At 51.0% G+C, this 16,494-nt stretch carries 14 protein-coding genes and 1 tRNA gene; 4 read left to right on the top strand and 11 right to left on the bottom strand.

Annotation, left to right across the window (positions count from 1 at the left end; translation table 11 throughout):
• Positions 1–8 precede the first annotated feature (8 nt).
• The 3 genes from G434_RS17470 to G434_RS17480 form a co-directional block, all read right to left on the bottom strand.
• A tRNA-Pro gene (locus G434_RS17470) sits at positions 9–85 on the bottom strand.
• Between the two features lie 74 nt (positions 86–159).
• Positions 160–1,920 carry an LPS biosynthesis-modulating metalloenzyme YejM gene (gene yejM, locus G434_RS17475; RefSeq protein WP_000256203.1) on the bottom strand — a complete coding sequence of 587 codons (1,761 nt, stop codon included), beginning with the start codon at positions 1,918–1,920 and terminating at the stop codon, positions 160–162.
• Positions 1,921–1,939: 19 nt separating this feature from the next.
• A complete protein-coding gene (locus tag G434_RS17480; protein WP_001135667.1) occupies positions 1,940–2,167 on the bottom strand; it encodes a YejL family protein in 228 nt (75 codons plus the stop codon).
• 181 nt (positions 2,168–2,348) lie between these two features.
• Between G434_RS17480 and yejK the strand changes: the two genes are divergently transcribed.
• Positions 2,349–3,356: a nucleoid-associated protein YejK gene (yejK, locus tag G434_RS17485; protein WP_000050789.1), complete on the top strand. Its 1,008-nt coding sequence runs from the start codon at positions 2,349–2,351 to the stop codon at positions 3,354–3,356.
• Positions 3,357–3,494: 138 nt separating this feature from the next.
• Here the strand turns inward: yejK and rplY are convergent, their stop codons facing one another.
• Positions 3,495–3,779, bottom strand: a complete 285-nt coding sequence (gene rplY, locus G434_RS17490; RefSeq protein WP_000494186.1) for a 50S ribosomal protein L25 — start codon at positions 3,777–3,779, stop codon at positions 3,495–3,497.
• A 124-nt stretch (positions 3,780–3,903) separates the two neighbouring features.
• The gene (locus tag G434_RS17495; RefSeq protein WP_000578079.1) at positions 3,904–5,664 is read right to left on the bottom strand and encodes a DNA repair helicase RadD; all 1,761 of its coding nucleotides are present in this window, start codon (positions 5,662–5,664) and stop codon (positions 3,904–3,906) included.
• 149 nt (positions 5,665–5,813) lie between these two features.
• Here G434_RS17495 and rsuA point away from each other — a divergent pair, with 149 nt between their 5' ends.
• The 3 genes from rsuA (at position 5,814) to G434_RS17510 (ending at position 8,404) form a co-directional block, all read left to right on the top strand.
• Positions 5,814–6,509 (top strand): 16S rRNA pseudouridine(516) synthase RsuA, encoded by a 696-nt coding sequence (gene rsuA / locus G434_RS17500; protein ID WP_001234850.1) that lies wholly within the window; start codon positions 5,814–5,816, stop codon positions 6,507–6,509.
• A gap of 27 nt (positions 6,510–6,536) precedes the next feature.
• Positions 6,537–7,727 carry a multidrug efflux MFS transporter Bcr gene (gene bcr / locus G434_RS17505; protein ID WP_000213371.1) on the top strand — a complete coding sequence of 397 codons (1,191 nt, stop codon included), beginning with the start codon at positions 6,537–6,539 and terminating at the stop codon, positions 7,725–7,727.
• Between the two features lie 332 nt (positions 7,728–8,059).
• Positions 8,060–8,404, top strand: a complete 345-nt coding sequence (locus G434_RS17510) for a YejG family protein (protein ID WP_000202798.1) — start codon at positions 8,060–8,062, stop codon at positions 8,402–8,404.
• 3 nt (positions 8,405–8,407) lie between these two features.
• Here G434_RS17510 and yejF read toward each other — a convergent pair whose 3' ends face one another.
• The 6 genes from yejF to mepS form a co-directional block, all read right to left on the bottom strand.
• Positions 8,408–9,997 carry a microcin C ABC transporter ATP-binding protein YejF gene (yejF, locus tag G434_RS17515; RefSeq protein ID WP_000194914.1) on the bottom strand — a complete coding sequence of 530 codons (1,590 nt, stop codon included), beginning with the start codon at positions 9,995–9,997 and terminating at the stop codon, positions 8,408–8,410.
• Position 9,998: 1 nt separating this feature from the next.
• Positions 9,999–11,024: an ABC transporter permease gene (locus G434_RS17520; RefSeq protein WP_000088904.1), complete on the bottom strand. Its 1,026-nt coding sequence runs from the start codon at positions 11,022–11,024 to the stop codon at positions 9,999–10,001.
• The gene (locus tag G434_RS17525) at positions 11,024–12,118 is read right to left on the bottom strand and encodes a microcin C ABC transporter permease YejB (protein ID WP_000501604.1); all 1,095 of its coding nucleotides are present in this window, start codon (positions 12,116–12,118) and stop codon (positions 11,024–11,026) included. The genes G434_RS17520 and G434_RS17525 overlap by 1 nt, the downstream gene beginning before the upstream one ends.
• A complete protein-coding gene (locus G434_RS17530; RefSeq protein ID WP_001310053.1) occupies positions 12,119–13,933 on the bottom strand; it encodes an extracellular solute-binding protein in 1,815 nt (604 codons plus the stop codon).
• Positions 13,934–14,014: 81 nt separating this feature from the next.
• A complete protein-coding gene (locus G434_RS17535; RefSeq protein WP_000470600.1) occupies positions 14,015–15,571 on the bottom strand; it encodes a cyclic di-GMP phosphodiesterase in 1,557 nt (518 codons plus the stop codon).
• A 180-nt stretch (positions 15,572–15,751) separates the two neighbouring features.
• On the bottom strand, positions 15,752–16,318 hold the full coding sequence (mepS, locus tag G434_RS17540; protein ID WP_000241011.1) for a bifunctional murein DD-endopeptidase/murein LD-carboxypeptidase: 567 nt from the start codon (positions 16,316–16,318) through the stop codon (positions 15,752–15,754).
• Between the last annotated feature and the right edge of the window lie 176 nt (positions 16,319–16,494).

The raw sequence follows: 16,494 nt of genomic DNA, 5'->3' as shown, positions 1-16,494 counted from the left end.
GGGATTTTTGGTCGGCACGAGAGGATTTGAACCTCCGACCCCCGACACCCCATGACGGTGCGCTACCAGGCTGCGCTACGTGCCGACTCGTGGCTGCTAATACTACCGTTTTCCACACCGATTGCAAGTAAGATATTTTGCTAACTGATTTATAATTAATCAGTTAGCGATAAAACGCTTCTCGTCTGTCAGTACTTGCAATAACAAACTTAACTGTGGTTTTTCATCTTTCACTCTTTCACCACGTAAGTTGTAAGTACGGTATTTACCGTTATTGTTCAGCACCAGCGTCTTTTTCGGGGTGGTAATTGCCAGCGTATCGTTATCCGCGGCGGTAACCCAGTAATGACGGCGTTGAGGGTTGAACAAATCCTGACCTTGCGAATATTCGCTGGCAGGTGTGCTGACATGTAGCAGGCGTTGCATCAGCGTCGTCATCAGATCGGTATGATCAGTCAGAGCATTAATACGCTGCGCCGGCGTACCTGGCCAGTGAATCACTAATGGCACCTGCAGATGACCGTGGGACCAGTCAAAGGTTTCTTCCTCTTCGCTCAGCGGAATACCCCGACCGGCAGTGATAATCACCACCGTATTGTCCAGTTTGCCAGAATCACGTAGTGCATTGAGCACGCGGTTGATCTGGTCATCGACATTGCCTGCCGCCCGGCTATATTTCCGTGCAAATGCCTGCTGATTGCTGTCGTCAATGTTAGTGCCATTGAAAGAAACCCACGAGAACCAGCGGTTATCTTCTTGTGCGTAGCGGCCCAGCCAGTTGATCCACTGCGTGGCGGTCTGCTCGTCGGATTGGGTGCGTACGCTCGGCATCGAGAAATCTGACAACAATGCCTGGCGATACAGCGGGCTGGTAAAGCCATCCGACGAGAATAACCCCAGCTGATAGCCTTGCTGATTAAGCGCAGTAATTAACGCCGCAGGCGTACGAGTCGACAGAATGCCGTCCATATAGCTCGGCGAGATGCCATAGAACAGGCCAAAGATGCCGTTGTCTGTAGTGTTGCCGGAGCTCATATGGCGCGTGAACGAAATATTTTGCTCAGCAAAACCTGCCAGCGCAGGCATCTGCTTCTCGAAGCGTGAGTAGTTCAGGCCATCGACAGTAATCAACAGCACATTCTGCCCGGTGCCCATATCGCGATAGCGCAGTTCGCTTAACGGATACTGAACGGAAACGGCGTCTGGATTACCTTGCTCAATGAGACGGCGTTGATATTCCTGCGCATCCAGCAGACCATGCTTCTCAAGAAAACGTCGCGCCGTCATTGGGTACGAAAGCGGCAGGTTAGCGCGCTGCATGGTGATCGGGCGATAGAAGTTGGCATCGGCCCAGATATACACCACATGCGAGGCGATAAAGGCGATAAATAAGAATGCGGCCAGCGGGCGCGCGAAGCGCCGACGACGCGTCAGGCTGCGCAGCTTTTGCCAGCTCCACGTCGCAAACACCAGTTCAAGCAATAAAATAACCGGCACGCTGATGAACATCAGCTGCCAGTCGCGCGCCATCTCATTTTCGTCTGGGTTGATAACCAGTTGCCAGACGATGGGATTAAGATGGAGATGGAAACGAGTAAAGACTTCGCTATCGATCAGTAATAGCGTCATTCCCGCCGTTGCCAGAATGACGGACAAAAACCTCATCAGCCTCTGGGAGCCGACGATAAAGGTCAGCGGGAAGAGGATCAGCAAGTAGGTGGCGAACACCAGGAAGCTGAAATGGCCGATAATGCTTACGTAGGAATAAATGCGACCAGCAAGCGTTGTCGGCCAGTCGGCGATAAACAGGTAACGGCTGCCAATGACGAGCGAAAGCAGAATATTGAACAGTGCAAACCAGTGCCCCCAACTGACCATCTGGGAGACTTTTTCACGGTAGCGCTGACGATGAGTTACCATAACCTGTTATCTGTTTCCCTTAGTGCGCTTTGTCTTCGTTGATAGAGGACTGTAAGGCGCGGGCAAAAGAGTTGGCAATTGCCTGGCGTTGGGCCGGGGCAATGCTGGTGTTGATAAGGTTAGTGACCATGTTGCCTAACACCATCAGGGAAAGGTCGGTCGGAGCCTTATGTTTTTCCAGTACGTTGAGCAGCTCTGCGAGCAATTGTTCAACCTGTTCATCACTGTAGCGGGAAATTTGTGGCATAAATCGAAATCAGTTAGTTGATGAAAGGGCAACATATTACCGTAGCAACGGTTTTTTTTCTGCTTTTTTATGCGTTAAATCATTCTCGTTACGCTGCCTTCTGTAAAATGACCGCCATCTTTTATTGCGTCGCTTAACCGGCGGTGGTTGAATACCGCCCGGTCTTAAAGGAGAGTTTATCATGAGTCTGGATATCAACCAGATTGCTCTGCACCAGCTTATCAAGCGTGATGAGCAGAACCTTGAGCTGGTGTTGCGCGATTCATTGCTGGAACCGACGGAAACCGTCGTTGAGATGGTGGCAGAACTGCATCGGGTCTATAGCGCCAAAAATAAAGCTTACGGCTTGTTTAGCGAAGAGAGTGAACTGGCGCAGACGCTGCGCTTACAGCGTCAGGGCGAAGAGGACTTTCTGGCATTTAGCCGCGCGGCAACCGGTCGCCTGCGTGACGAATTAGCGAAATATCCTTTTGCTGACGGTGGATTCGTGCTGTTTTGCCACTATCGCTATCTGGCGGTGGAGTATCTGCTGGTGGCAGTTCTGAGTAACCTGAGCAGTATGCGTGTTAACGAAAATCTCGACATCAACCCAACCCATTATCTTGATATCAATCATGCGGATATTGTTGCGCGTATCGATTTAACCGAGTGGGAAACCAATCCAGAGTCGACCCGCTATCTCACTTTCCTGAAAGGGCGAGTAGGGCGCAAAGTGGCGGATTTCTTTATGGATTTCCTCGGGGCCAGCGAAGGGTTAAACGCGAAAGCGCAAAACCGTGGGCTGTTGCAAGCGGTCGATGATTTCACTGCCGAAGCACAACTGGATAAAGCAGAGCGACAGAACGTGCGCCAGCAGGTTTATAGCTACTGTAATGAGCAGCTGCAGGCAGGCGAAGAGATTGAGCTGGAGTCGCTGTCGAAAGAGCTGGCAGGCGTCAGCGAAGTGAGCTTCACGGAGTTTGCGGCTGAAAAAGGCTACGAACTGGAAGAGAGCTTCCCGGCAGACCGTAGCACACTGCGTCAGTTGACGAAGTTTGCCGGTAGCGGCGGTGGCTTGACTATTAACTTTGATGCGATGCTGTTAGGTGAACGCATCTTCTGGGATCCGGCAACCGATACCCTAACCATTAAAGGCACGCCGCCGAATTTGCGCGATCAATTGCAGCGCCGGACGTCTGGCGGCAATTAATCGGTTTTGTGTTCTGAATGCCAGATGCGGCGTGAACGCCTTATCTGGCCTGCAAAAAATAGCAATACCGTAATCAGGCATAATTTGCAGAGACAAAAAACCCCGCCGGAGCGGGGTTTTTTACAACTTATTCAGCAATTAAGCGCGAACGAAGTCGATGTGCAGCAGCTTCGGTTTGTACGGGTGACGCTGTACGTCCTGAGCTTTAACTTTGATTTCTTTACCGTCAACAACGATGGTCAGAACTTCGCTGTAGAATTCAGCTTTAACTTGCATGTTCATGACTTTGTCGTGATCCAGTTCGACAGCCAGCGGCGCTTCTTTGCCACCGTAGATGATTGCCGGGAACTTGTTAGCGGCACGCAGGCGGCGGCTCGCACCCTTACCCTGCTCTTTACGTACTTCTGCGTTGATAGTAAACATTTCTTTCTCTCTTAAATTAATCCTGCTACAGGCGACCCAGCAACAGGTAAGTGATCTGCTTTGCGTATGCAAAAGCGGGCGAGATTCTATACTCAATCGCCTTATACATCAATCAAAACTACCATTAACCGCGTAATTCGTGCGCCCGACGAAAACGACCTTCGTAATCGAACACTTTTTCACGCACTTGCCAGTACTGACCTTTCATGCGGGCGACGACAAAATCCGGGTGTCGCAGTAATGCTTGCTGGGCGAGGATATCGGCGGCGGTGATCCAGCGCAGAGGGATGCCCGGTGTGCGCGTATGCGGACGGATAAAAAGTTGTTCGAAGGCGGTACGCTGGGCGGGCGTTTGTAGACGGAAACGCTCACTCACATCCGCGCCGTCTTCATCGTAATAGGTGATTTTCAACCATTCGCCTTTCTCATCGTGCCCATGCTGCAAAGACATGCCGCTACAGCGTAATACCAGCGCGTCTTTCAGTCGTAGCGCCGCTTTTAACATGTCGTCCGGATCAACCAGTACCGTGTCACATTCGCGGCAGCGGCGGGCGGCAATATCATTTTCTGCGTTACATTGCGGGCAATTTTTAAAACGGAAACGGAAGTCACACTGTTCTCGATGACCGTCGTCATCTTCAAACCATCCCTGACAGCGACGACCAAAGTGTTCAATCAATGTCCCGTCAGCGGTCGTTTTCCCCCAAAAGGTGTTGGCAAAACCGCAGGCAGGGCAGAAAACCTGTACCGGGACGTTGTCACTTTTGCCTTTCGGTGTACCAACTTCCGGCGCGTAGAGATCGTGAGGATTACCCGCATAATCAAGAATTAAGCAATCAGTCTTGCCAGGAGCGAGACGCAGACCGCGCCCGACAATTTGTTGGTAAAGACTCACCGATTCGGTAGGGCGCAGAATGGCGATAAGATCGACGTGCGGGGCGTCAAATCCGGTGGTCAGTACCGCGACGTTGACCAGATAGCGAAAACGCTGGGCTTTAAAATCTTCAATTAACACATCGCGCTCAGCGCCGGGTGTGTCGCCAGTAATCAGTGCAGCATCTTCGGCAGGCAGCAGTCCCACTATCTCCTTGGCGTGTTCAACGGTGGCGGCGAAAATCATCACTCCTTTACGCTTTTCGGCGAACTCCATAATCTGGCTGATGATGTGCGGGGTAATACGTTGCTGTTTTTTCAGCTCACGGTTGAGATCGGCTTCACTGAACAAACCGTTACTCTGTGCCTGCAAGCGGCTGAAATCGTATTGCACTACTGGCATATCCAGTCGTTCTGGCGGTGTCAGATAGCCGTGTTTAATCATATAACGCAGCGGCAGCTCATAAATGCAGTCACGGAAAAGGGCTTTCTCATCCCCGCGTACCATGCCGTGATAATGGAACTGATAAATCCAGCCTTTGCCCAGTCGAAAAGGCGTGGCAGTCAGCCCCAGCAGGCGTAAGTGGGGATTCACTTTGGTCAGGTGAGTGAGGATTTGCTGATACTGGCTCTCTTCATCGTCACCAATACGGTGACATTCATCGACAATCAACAGCGAGAATTCACCCTGAAAGGCATCAAGATTACGGGCGACCGACTGCACGCTGCCAAATACCACTTTACCGTGGCTCTCTTTGCGCTTTAGCCCGGCGGCAAAAATATCGGCTTCCAGCCCCAGCGCCTGATATTTTGCATGGTTTTGCGCCACCAGTTCTTTAACGTGTGCCAGCACCAGCACGCGACCACGCGCCAGCCGCGCCAGTTCCGCTATCACCAGGCTTTTACCTGCACCGGTGGGCAGCACGATAACGGCAGGGGTTTTATGACGACGAAAATGGTTGAGCGTGGCATCCACGGCTTCTTGCTGATATGGGCGGAGTGTAAAAATCATGGTCTCGCGTAGGTAGATTATTCTGCTAATAGTATGCCACGGATCTTTTTCCCTTGAGGGAAGTTATTAGACCGCTATACTGGGCAGACAACAGTTCAGATTTTCGGGTCATTACCCGACCTCCGTTTTTTACAGGCAAAATCACACACATGCGACTTGATAAATTTATCGCACAGCAACTCGGCGTTAGCCGTGCTATTGCCGGGCGTGAAATCCGCGGCAATCGTGTCACCGTCGATGGCGAAATCGTCCGTAATGCAGCGTTCAAACTGCTCCCTGAACATGATGTCGCTTACGATGGCAACCCGCTGGCGCAGCAACACGGTCCACGTTACTTCATGCTCAATAAGCCTCAGGGCTATGTTTGCTCCACGGACGACCCTGATCACCCAACGGTGCTCTATTTTCTGGATGAACCGGTAGCGTGGAAACTGCACGCCGCAGGGCGTCTGGATATCGATACCACCGGTCTGGTGCTGATGACAGATGATGGTCAGTGGTCGCACCGCATTACTTCTCCGCGCCATCATTGTGAGAAGACCTATCTGGTGACGCTGGAATCACCCGTAGCTGACGATACGGCAGAGCAATTTGCTAAAGGCGTGCAGCTGCATAACGAAAAAGATCTCACTAAGCCGGCGGTGCTGGAAGTGATTACCCCAACGCAGGTTCGTTTGACCATCAGCGAAGGGCGTTATCATCAGGTGAAACGTATGTTCGCCGCCGTGGGTAACCATGTGGTTGAGCTGCATCGTGAACGTATTGGCGGCATTACGCTGGATGCTGATTTAGCCCCCGGTGAATATCGTCCGTTAACTGAAGAAGAAATTGCCAGCGTCGTCTAACTTTTCAATGACTTTCAGGAGCCCGTTGTGACCACCCGACAGCATTCGTCGTTTGCTATTGTTTTTATCCTTGGCCTGCTGGCCATGTTGATGCCGCTGTCGATTGATATGTATCTGCCCGCGCTACCGGTAATTTCAGCGCAGTTTGGCGTACCGGCGGGCAGTACGCAGATGACCCTCAGTACTTATATTCTGGGCTTTGCGTTGGGGCAGTTAATCTACGGGCCGATGGCAGACAGCTTCGGGCGTAAGCCGGTGGTTCTTGGCGGTACGCTGGTGTTTGCCGCCGCCGCGGTGGCGTGTGCGTTGGCAAACACCATCGATCAGCTGATTGTGATGCGTTTCTTCCACGGGCTGGCTGCGGCTGCGGCCAGCGTGGTCATTAATGCCCTGATGCGCGATATTTACCCGAAAGAAGAGTTCTCGCGGATGATGTCGTTTGTCATGCTGGTGACCACTATTGCACCGTTGATGGCACCGATTGTCGGCGGTTGGGTGCTGGTGTGGCTGAGCTGGCATTACATCTTCTGGATCCTGGCCGTAGCGGCGATTCTGGCTTCGGCAATGATTTTCTTCCTGATTAAAGAAACGTTGCCGCCAGAGCGTCGTCAGCCTTTTCACATTCGTACCACTATTGGTAACTTTGCGGCGCTGTTCCGTCATAAGCGTGTCCTGAGTTATATGCTGGCCAGCGGTTTCAGCTTTGCCGGGATGTTCTCGTTCCTGAGCGCCGGACCGTTTGTCTACATTGAAATTAACCACGTCGCGCCGGAAAACTTTGGTTATTACTTTGCGCTAAACATTGTTTTCCTGTTCGTGATGACCATCTTTAACAGCCGCTTCGTCCGCCGTATTGGCGCGTTAAATATGTTCCGCTCGGGGTTGTGGATACAGTTTATTATGGCGGCGTGGATGGTCATCAGTGCGCTGCTGGGGCTGGGATTCTGGTCGCTGGTGGTTGGCGTTGCGGCGTTTGTGGGCTGCGTGTCGATGGTGTCATCTAATGCGATGGCGGTCATTCTTGATGAGTTTCCCCATATGGCGGGAACGGCATCTTCGCTGGCAGGAACCTTCCGTTTCGGCATAGGGGCAATTGTTGGCGCATTGCTTTCTCTTGCGACCTTTAACTCTGCATGGCCGATGATTTGGTCAATTGCATTCTGCGCAACCAGCTCCATTCTCTTCTGTCTGTACGCCAGTCGGCCAAAAAAACGGTGATCTATTGCACAACGAGGAAGCTAAAAGGCTTCCTTTGTTGATGCATGTCAACCATAAATCCATCATTCCCCCGATATATGTTTATTTTATGTAAAATCAATTTATGTAAAAAGTCACATCATTGTAGTTAAAAAGGTTGAGTTAGATCGCAGAAACGGGTACATATAGCCCCGCAAACGTGACCACGCCCGCAGATATTATTTAAATCAGAGCCATAGAGGCCACGCTGGCGAGGCATCAATCTTTACGATCTGTATAAAGACGGATTGTTGATGATGTGTTAAAATTGATGTAAACAAATTGTGAAGTAAATGTACTTCCGGGGAAAATAAGTGACTTCATTACAACTCTCAATCGTCCATCGACTGCCGCAGAACTATCGCTGGTCTGCTGGTTTTGCAGGTTCGAAGGTTGAACCGATTCCGCAAAATGGACCGTGCGGTGACAACAGCCTGGTGGCGCTTAAATTGCTTAGCCCGGATGGTGATAATGCATGGTCGGTGATGTACAAACTCAGCCAGGCGTTAAGCGACATCGAAGTTCCATGTTCGGTACTGGAGTGTGAAGGTGAGCCGTGCCTGTTTGTAAATCGCCAGGACGAGTTTGCTGCAACATGCCGATTGAAAAATTTTGGTGTGGCAATTGCCGAACCCTTCTCAAACTACAATCCTTTTTAAGCGTCAGCTCAACGCCAGTAGCTGACGCGTATACTCCTGCTGCGGTGCGGCAAACACGCGCGCGCACGGTCCTTGTTCCACTACTTCCCCTTGTCGCAGTACGATAACCTGATGACATAACGCGCGGACAACGTGCAAATCGTGACTGATAAACAAATAGGCCAGTTGATGCTTTTGTTGCAATGATTTCAATAGCGTCAATATTTGCGCCTGTACCGTTTTGTCGAGCGATGATGTTGGTTCATCAAGAATGATCAGCGAGGGCTTAAGAATTAACGCCCTGGCAATCGCAATACGTTGCCGCTGACCACCAGAGAACTCCGCCGGATAACGGTGGCGTGTTTCAGGATCTAATCCCACTTCATGCATCACGGCTATCACTTGTTGTTCGCGTTGTGCGGCAGAAAGCGTCGGCTGGTGAACCCGTAAGCCTTCCTCAATAATTTGCAAAACGTTGAGTCGTGGGTTGAGCGAGGAGTTTGGATCCTGAAATACCACCTGAATGCGATGACGAATAGGTAACAGCTGGCGACGATTTAAATTTTGCAGTGGCTGACCGTCAAAGATAATGCTGCCCTGAGAGTTAATCAGTCGCAGCAGCGCCAGTCCCGTCGTGCTTTTCCCGGAACCGGACTCGCCCACTAAACCCAGTGTTTCACCCGCTCGTAGCGTAAAACTGATGTTTTTCACCACCACATTATGATCCACAATGCGCTTCAAAATCCCTTTGCGAATGGGGAAGGCAACCTGAAGCTGTTCAACATCCAGCAACGTTGAGGCAGGTTCTGGCAACGGCACTGGATCGCCTGACGGTTCACTGTTGAGTAGCTTTTGTGTGTAAGGATGAGTGGGTGAGGCAAATAGCGTAGCGGCGTTATTTTGCTCGACACAGCGACCGTTTTGCATTACCGCCACGCGGTGGGCCAGTTTTCTGACAATGCTGAGGTTATGAGTAATAAACAGCATGCCCATATTCAGCTCGCCTTGCAGTTCGCGCAACAGCTGTAAAATCTGCGCCTGGACAGAGACGTCCAGCGCGGTGGTCGGTTCATCGGCAATTAATAATTCCGGTCGCGTTAACAGCGCCATCGCAATCATCACCCGCTGGCGTTCGCCGCCGGAGAGCTGATGCGGATAATCTGTCAGCCGTTTTGCCGCCTGGCGGATACCGACGCGATCAAGGCAGTTCAGAATTTCGCCACGAGCCGCTTCCCGACGCATCCCGCGGTGGAGTGAAAGCACTTCATAAAGCTGTTTTTCCAGGGTATGCAATGGATTTAATGACACCATCGGCTCCTGAAAAATCATGGCGATCTTATTACCGCGTACACCGCGCAACGTTTGATCGCTGGCATGAAGCAGCGATTCGCCATGAAAACGAATATCGCCGGAGAGATATTCAACCGGCGGGGAAGGGAGCAGGCGTAAAATTGACAGCGCGGTAACGCTTTTGCCTGAACCTGACTCACCCACCAGCGCCAGCGTTTCGCCAGCCTCAATCTGAAGTGAAACATCATTGACTACTGTACGTACGGTTTGCTGATGGCGAAAACCCACCGACAAATTTTCAATCGCTAACAGAGTTTGCGTCATGCTACACCGCCTTATTAGGATCAAATGCGTCGCGGACGGCTTCACCAATAAAGATCAGCAAAGACAACAATATCGCCACCGACAAGAAGGCGGTGATCCCAAGCCACGGGGCCTGAAGGTTATTTTTCCCTTGTAACAGCAGTTCGCCGAGTGACGGTGAACCGAGCGGCAGACCGAAGCCGAGGAAATCGAGTGAGGTCAGGGTGGTGATCGAACTACATAAAATAAACGGTAAAAAGGTGAGGGTAGCGACCATGGCATTTGGCAACATATGACGCAGGATGATACTGCGATCGCTGACGCCAAGCGCCTGCGCCGCGCGGATGTAGTCGAAATTACGGGTACGTAAAAACTCCGCCCGCACCACGCCGACCAGACTCATCCAGCCAAACAAGACGGTAATTGCCAACAGCCACCAGAAGTTAGGCTGTACGACGCTGGAAAGTAAAATAATCAAAAACAGCGTCGGCATCCCCGACCATACTTCAATAAAACGTTGCCCCCAGAGATCGACTTTACCGCCGTAATAGCCTTGTAGCGCCCCCGCCAGCACGCCCATCACGCTGGAGCAGAGGGTCAGCATCAGGCCAAACAGAACTGAGATCCGCGTGCCATAGAGAATACGTGCCAGCACATCGCCGCCATTGGCATCCGTTCCCAGCCAGTTTTGCCGGGAGGGTGGGGAGGGGAAGGGCTTGTCGGTAGAAAAGTTGATACTGGTAGCGCCAAAGCGAATCGGTGCCCACAGTACCCAGCCGTTATGTTCCAGCCGTTGTTTCAGCCACGGGTCCTGATAATCAGCCTGACTTGCCAGCGGACCGCCAAAATCGCTTTCGCTGTAGTTTTTCAACAACGGGAAATACCAACTGCCGTCATAACGCACCAGCAACGGTTTATCGTTGGCGATAAGTTCAGAACACAAACTCAAACCAAACAAGACGAGGAAAATCCATAACGACCAGTAGCCGCGACGGTTATGACGAAAACGCGCCCAACGGGCCTGATTGACGGGGCTGAGTCGCGACATTAACGTCCCTCAAAATCTATACGCGGATCGACCAGCGTATAGCTGATATCACTGACAATATTCAGCAGCAGGCCAATCAGGGTGAAAATATACAAAGTACCAAACATTACAGGATAATCGCGCGAGACGGTCGCTTCGTAGCCCAGTAAGCCAAGACCATTGAGCGAAAACATTACTTCAATCAGCAGCGAGCCGGTAAAAAACATGCTGATAAACGTCGCCGGAAAACCGGCAATCACCAGCAGCATGGCGTTGCGGAACACATGTTTCCAGAGAATATTTTTTTCACTTACCCCTTTCGCACGGGCGGTCACCACGTATTGCTTGCGCACTTCATCAAGGAATGAGTTTTTTGTCAGCATGGTCAGCGCCGCAAAGCCGCCAATCACTGTCGCCAGCACCGGCAGCGTGATATGCCACAGATAATCGGTGATTTTCTGATACCACGGCAGCGAATCAAAGTTAGCGGAAACCAGGCCGCGTAGAGGGAACAGGTCGAAATAGCTGCCGCCCGCGAAGAAGACAATCAGCAGGATGGCAAACAAAAAGGCCGGAATGGCGTAGCCGATGATGATAAATGCGCTACTCCAGACGTCAAAGCGGCTCCCATTATAAACAGCTTTGCGAATGCCTAACGGAATCGACACCAGATAGATAATCAGCGTGCTCCACAATCCGAGGGTGATGGAAACCGGCAGACTGTCTTTAATCAGCGTCAGCACCGAGGCGCTGCGAAACAGGCTATCGCCAAAATCAAAGCGGATGTAGTCCCAGAGCATTTTGAAGTAACGTTCGTGGATCGGCTTATCGAAACCGTAGCGATGAGTGATCTCGGCGATCACTTCTGGATCTAATCCGCGTCCGCCACGGTAATTACTGTCGCTGATATTGCCGACGCCCGTTTGCGCATGGCTGGCGCGAACACCTTCACCGCCTGCGCCGGGTAATACTCCGGCATTACCAAACTCAATGGCGGCGATGGCCTGGTCGACCGGACCGCCAGGCGCAATTTGCACGATGAAAAAGTTGATAGTGATAATCGCCCATAACGTTGGGATCACCAGCAACAGACGGCGAATCAGATAAGCGCCCATCTACTCTCCCTGTTGTCTGGCTGACGGCAGTTTGGCCGCTTTATTAACGTCATACCACCAGGTATCGATACCCAGGCTGTAAACAGGGCGCACTGCGGGTTGAGAGAATTTATCCCACCAGGCGAGACGGTCTTCCGCCATATACCACATTGGCAGCATGTAATAATTCCACGTTAATACGCGATCCAGTGCTCGCCCCAACGGCAGTAATTTTTCTTTATTTCCCTGCGCGGCAATAATTTGGTTGATCAGCGAGTCGATAACCGGGCTTTGCACGCCGGGGGCATTATAAGTGGAATTGATATATTCCGATGACCAGGAAATCTGTAAATCGGAACTAGGCCACGGCATCGCCCGCCATAGGCGCGGCATCATGTCATAGTCGCGACTGCGCATGCGGTTGGTGATTTGCGAGTTATCCACTTTGCGAATGTCCATGTTGATACCCAGCCGTTGCAGGCTGTGCTGGAACGGCAATACCCACTGACTATTGCTGCTTGCGGGAAGCAATAATTCAAAGCTGAGTGGCTGACCCGTTGTGGCATTAACGCGTTGCTGACCCTTCAGCACCCAGCCTGCTTCGTTGAGAAGTTTGTCGGCTTTTAACAGGTTGTCACGATCGTAGCCATCGCCTTTGGATACCGGCGGCTGGTAGATTTGCGTGAAGACTTCTGGCGGTAGATCTTTTTTCATTGGTGCCAGAAGCACCAGCTCCGCGGCGTCGGGGTAATTTCTGGCCGCGTATTCGGTATTCTGAAAATAACTGTTCGTGCGACTCCAGGCATTGTAAAACAACGCTTTGTTCATCCATTCAAAGTCAAAGGCGAGAGTGATCGCTTCCCGCACCCGGCGATCGCTGAATACCGGACGTTGGATATTAAACGCCAGCCAGCGCGTATCCTGGGCTGATTCGTTCTTTTGCTCATCTTTGATGATGTATTTCTTATCGAAATTTTTACCGGTATAGCGCGTGGCCCAGTTTTTGGCGTCGTTTTCCATACGCAAATCAAAGGCACCGGCTTTAAACGCTTCAAAGGCGACATTATCATCGAGGTAATAATCGTAGCGAATGGTGTCGAAATTCCAGCGTCCACGGTTTACCGGTAAGTTTGCTGCCCAGTAATCTTTCACGCGGGAATAGACAATATTTTGCCCCATTTTCCAGGACGTAATTCGGTACGGACCACTGGCAAGCGGAGGCGTGGCGAGCGGGTCGCTAAGTTTGTGATTCTTCCAGTACTTTTCTGGAAATACCGGCAGCGAAAACAGACTCAGCATATCTTCTTTGCCGGGTTTAGCTAACTCAATGCGCACGGTTAACGGCGCAATGGCTTTGACGGTGGTGCCTTTGTAGACCAGACGAAATTGCGGCACGCCTTCAGTCATAAATTTTTGAAAAGTAAACTCTACATCGCGGGCAGTAATGGAAGAACCATCATGAAAACGGGCGCGCGGATTAATAGCGACCTCCACCCAGGAATAATCGTCAGCATAGCGTGCGCTTTCAGCAATCAGCGGGTAATAACAGCCTGGTTCGTCATCGGAAGTCGTAAATAGCGTGTCGTACAGCTGCTCGGTGCGTGCGCCCGGGTTGCCGCGCAGTGCATAGCGGTTGAAATTATCGAAGGTGCCGAGGGCTGACAACGTTATCTGCCCACCTTTTGGCGCGGCGGGGTTCACATAATCAAAATGGTTGAAATTAAAGGCGTACCGGGGTTCGCCCAGCACGGCAAAGGCATAGCTTTCCTTGATAGCCTGCGCTTGCGCACCAAAGGTGAACAGAGCGATAAACAGCAGCAGTATGCGCACAATCATCTGCAACGGATTTCCTTTTACTCATCATTAGCCGCAATCCGGCATGCTTTCACTATGAATAATAAGGGACGTAAGCACACCTTACCACTGCGGCGTATACGGTTTCTTCAGCCAGCGGACAAAATCGTCCAGCGGTAACGGGCGACTAATCCAGTAGCCTTGCATGAAATTAACGCCGCGTTCGCTTAGCCATCGCGCCTGTTCCGGCGTTTCGACCCCTTCAGCAACCGTCAGCATATTGAGACGTTTCGCCAGCGTCAGCACCGCGTCAAGTACGGGTGAAGTGATCGTTTCCGTACCGATGGCGTTGATAAATCCACGGTCAATTTTCAGATAATCGAGCGTAAAACGCTCAAGGTAGATAAGCGCGCTGTGCCCGGTACCGAAGTCATCAATAGCAATTTCTACGCCGACCGAGTGCAGCCAGGCAAAGAGTTGCGTGGCTTCTTGCTCTTTCAGCATATCGCGCTCGGTAATTTCCAGCACAATCTGGAAATGGTGAGCGGGCAGGGAAGTGAGCAGTTTCTGGATATCTGCTTTAAAGCTTTCGCTGTGCAGATGGTCCGGCGCAATGTTAATGCCAAATTTGACGCCTACCGGCAGTACTTTTTCTAATTCTGCGGCATCGCGGGCAATTAACTCAAACAGGTGCTGAGTCAGCGGCACAATCATCTTTTGCGATTCGGCAAAGTTAATGAAGGCATCCGGGGGAATTTCTCCCGCTACAGGATGCCGCCAGCGTAGCAGTACTTCCAGGCCCGTTACCCGCAAAGCTTGTGTATCCACCACCGGTTGATACGCCACGTAAAATTGTTCGCGCTTGATGGCGGTCATGATTTCTCTGCCGGGGCGCATACGTACGCTCATCAGGTAATAGCAAAGCAGGCCAACGACAGTTCCACTCATGCCGCCCAGTAAAAATGCGTACCACACATCGTTCCATGTCCAGTCATCCGCATAAAGCCGAACGGTCAGAGGAATGCCCGCAATTTTAGTTTCACGGACCGGCATTTCGGTTAATTCATTAACGTTCATCAAACGTGAAGAAAAGGTAGATAGCGCAGTATTGCCAATAATGAGGGCGACGCCATCGTAATCTTCCTGCCGTGAACTATAAAAGAGTGAAGGCGTCAGGTTGAGATTCAGCGCGGCAAAGACGCCGCTATTTTTCAGCAAAGGGTTGCGATACCAGATGACGATTGCGGGTTTGTTCGGCACCATCGGCGTACCGGGTAAGATCGCCATATCGACGTTTTTATTAATGTCGAGCGCCGGAATCAATTCATTGAGTGGAATGTCCATCTCACCAGTCGCAGATGAACAGAATGTTTTTTTATCTTTTACCAGCACAAACGTACGGACATTCATGCTAAACGCCGCGCGGGCAGTCAGTTCGGGGTTAGCCTGCTGGCAGGTATCTAAGGTCAGCGGCTGGAGCCGGTCAGTAGTGGATTTCAGGTCGGCAAAATAGGTATCGAGATACTTTTGTACGTCGGTAATCAGTGTGTCGTATTTGACTTCGTGCTTATGCCAGGCCACTAAAAACTGAAGGCAGCTCACCAGTATCGCAATCATCACGCCTGCAACAATGCAGGTAAGCAGGAGCTTACGTCCAGAATTGGGAGCGCGTATGAACATGATTCCGTTAATTTCCTGAAATTACGACAACATTTAAAAGATAACAATGACCGGACTATAGCCTGGATCAAGACGCGGAAACATCATTTTCTCTGATGAATGAAAACAAAAAAGCACTGCCTAAGCAGTGCTTTCAGTTAACTCGTCAGGATAGCCAAGGGATTGCATCCAAACGGTTTATTAGCTGCGGCTGAGAACCCGGCGTGCTTCGTTGTAACGCTTCTTCCAGTACGGTTCATTCATGCTGGAAATAATAACACCACTGCTGGTGGAAGCATGGACAAACTGATTGTTGCCGATATAAATACCGACATGGCGTCCCGTTGAACCGGCACGGAACAGAACTAAATCACCCGTACGCAAATTACTGCGGGAAACAGATTTACCCATTTCCTGCTGTTCGTAAGTCGAACGCGGAAGTTCTAAGCCAAATTGCTCACGGAATGTACGCTGTACGAAACCAGAACAATCGATACCTTTTTTAGTGCTGCCGCCCAGACGATAGCGTACGCCTTTCCAGTCAGCATACTGATCCATAATTCGCGATTTTACGTCGACATTACGAACCAGGTTTTCAAATTCATCCTGAGAAGCTTGCAGTGATGATGTTTCACTACCCACTGCACGTGTCTCAGGATGCATATTCTTTGCGGTGTTATTTGCACTACATGCAGAAAGCAGAACCGCTACTGCAATCGCGGGGATCCCGCGCAAGATATATCTCAAAATCGGTTGAGATTTGACCATGTTGTTTGTTTTCCCTTGAAGTCCTTAACGACAAATATCGTTATAAAAAAATGCCAAGCGACACGAGACTAATTACCTGGGCATGTTGAAACAATTCCTTAAGGCCAAATCTGTGGACTAACGCACAAAATTATATGCTGTGAGGATAATCTACCGCCGAGGCAAAACGAGTTCGA

Source organism: Escherichia sp. KTE172, from assembly GCF_000408845.1.
In the GTDB taxonomy this organism is placed as follows: Bacteria; Pseudomonadota; Gammaproteobacteria; order Enterobacterales; family Enterobacteriaceae; genus Escherichia; species Escherichia coli.
The sequence above is the reverse complement of the archived record's forward strand: the minus strand, read 5'-3'. Positions and strand labels throughout refer to the sequence as shown.

What these genes read in the sequence shown, in the direction of transcription:
- yejM (WP_000256203.1), bottom strand. Translation starts at nt 1,920, where the DNA reads ATGGTAACTCATCGTCAGCGCTACCGTGAAAAAGTCTCCCAGATGGTC.
- G434_RS17480 (WP_001135667.1), bottom strand. Translation starts at nt 2,167, where the DNA reads ATGCCACAAATTTCCCGCTACAGTGATGAACAGGTTGAACAATTGCTC.
- yejK (WP_000050789.1), top strand. Translation starts at nt 2,349, where the DNA reads ATGAGTCTGGATATCAACCAGATTGCTCTGCACCAGCTTATCAAGCGT.
- rplY (WP_000494186.1), bottom strand. Translation starts at nt 3,779, where the DNA reads ATGTTTACTATCAACGCAGAAGTACGTAAAGAGCAGGGTAAGGGTGCG.
- G434_RS17495 (WP_000578079.1), bottom strand. Translation starts at nt 5,664, where the DNA reads ATGATTTTTACACTCCGCCCATATCAGCAAGAAGCCGTGGATGCCACG.
- rsuA (WP_001234850.1), top strand. Translation starts at nt 5,814, where the DNA reads ATGCGACTTGATAAATTTATCGCACAGCAACTCGGCGTTAGCCGTGCT.
- yejF (WP_000194914.1), bottom strand. Translation starts at nt 9,997, where the DNA reads ATGACGCAAACTCTGTTAGCGATTGAAAATTTGTCGGTGGGTTTTCGC.
- G434_RS17520 (WP_000088904.1), bottom strand. Translation starts at nt 11,024, where the DNA reads ATGTCGCGACTCAGCCCCGTCAATCAGGCCCGTTGGGCGCGTTTTCGT.
- G434_RS17525 (WP_000501604.1), bottom strand. Translation starts at nt 12,118, where the DNA reads ATGGGCGCTTATCTGATTCGCCGTCTGTTGCTGGTGATCCCAACGTTA.
- G434_RS17530 (WP_001310053.1), bottom strand. Translation starts at nt 13,933, where the DNA reads ATGATTGTGCGCATACTGCTGCTGTTTATCGCTCTGTTCACCTTTGGT.
- G434_RS17535 (WP_000470600.1), bottom strand. Translation starts at nt 15,571, where the DNA reads ATGTTCATACGCGCTCCCAATTCTGGACGTAAGCTCCTGCTTACCTGC.
- mepS (WP_000241011.1), bottom strand. Translation starts at nt 16,318, where the DNA reads ATGGTCAAATCTCAACCGATTTTGAGATATATCTTGCGCGGGATCCCC.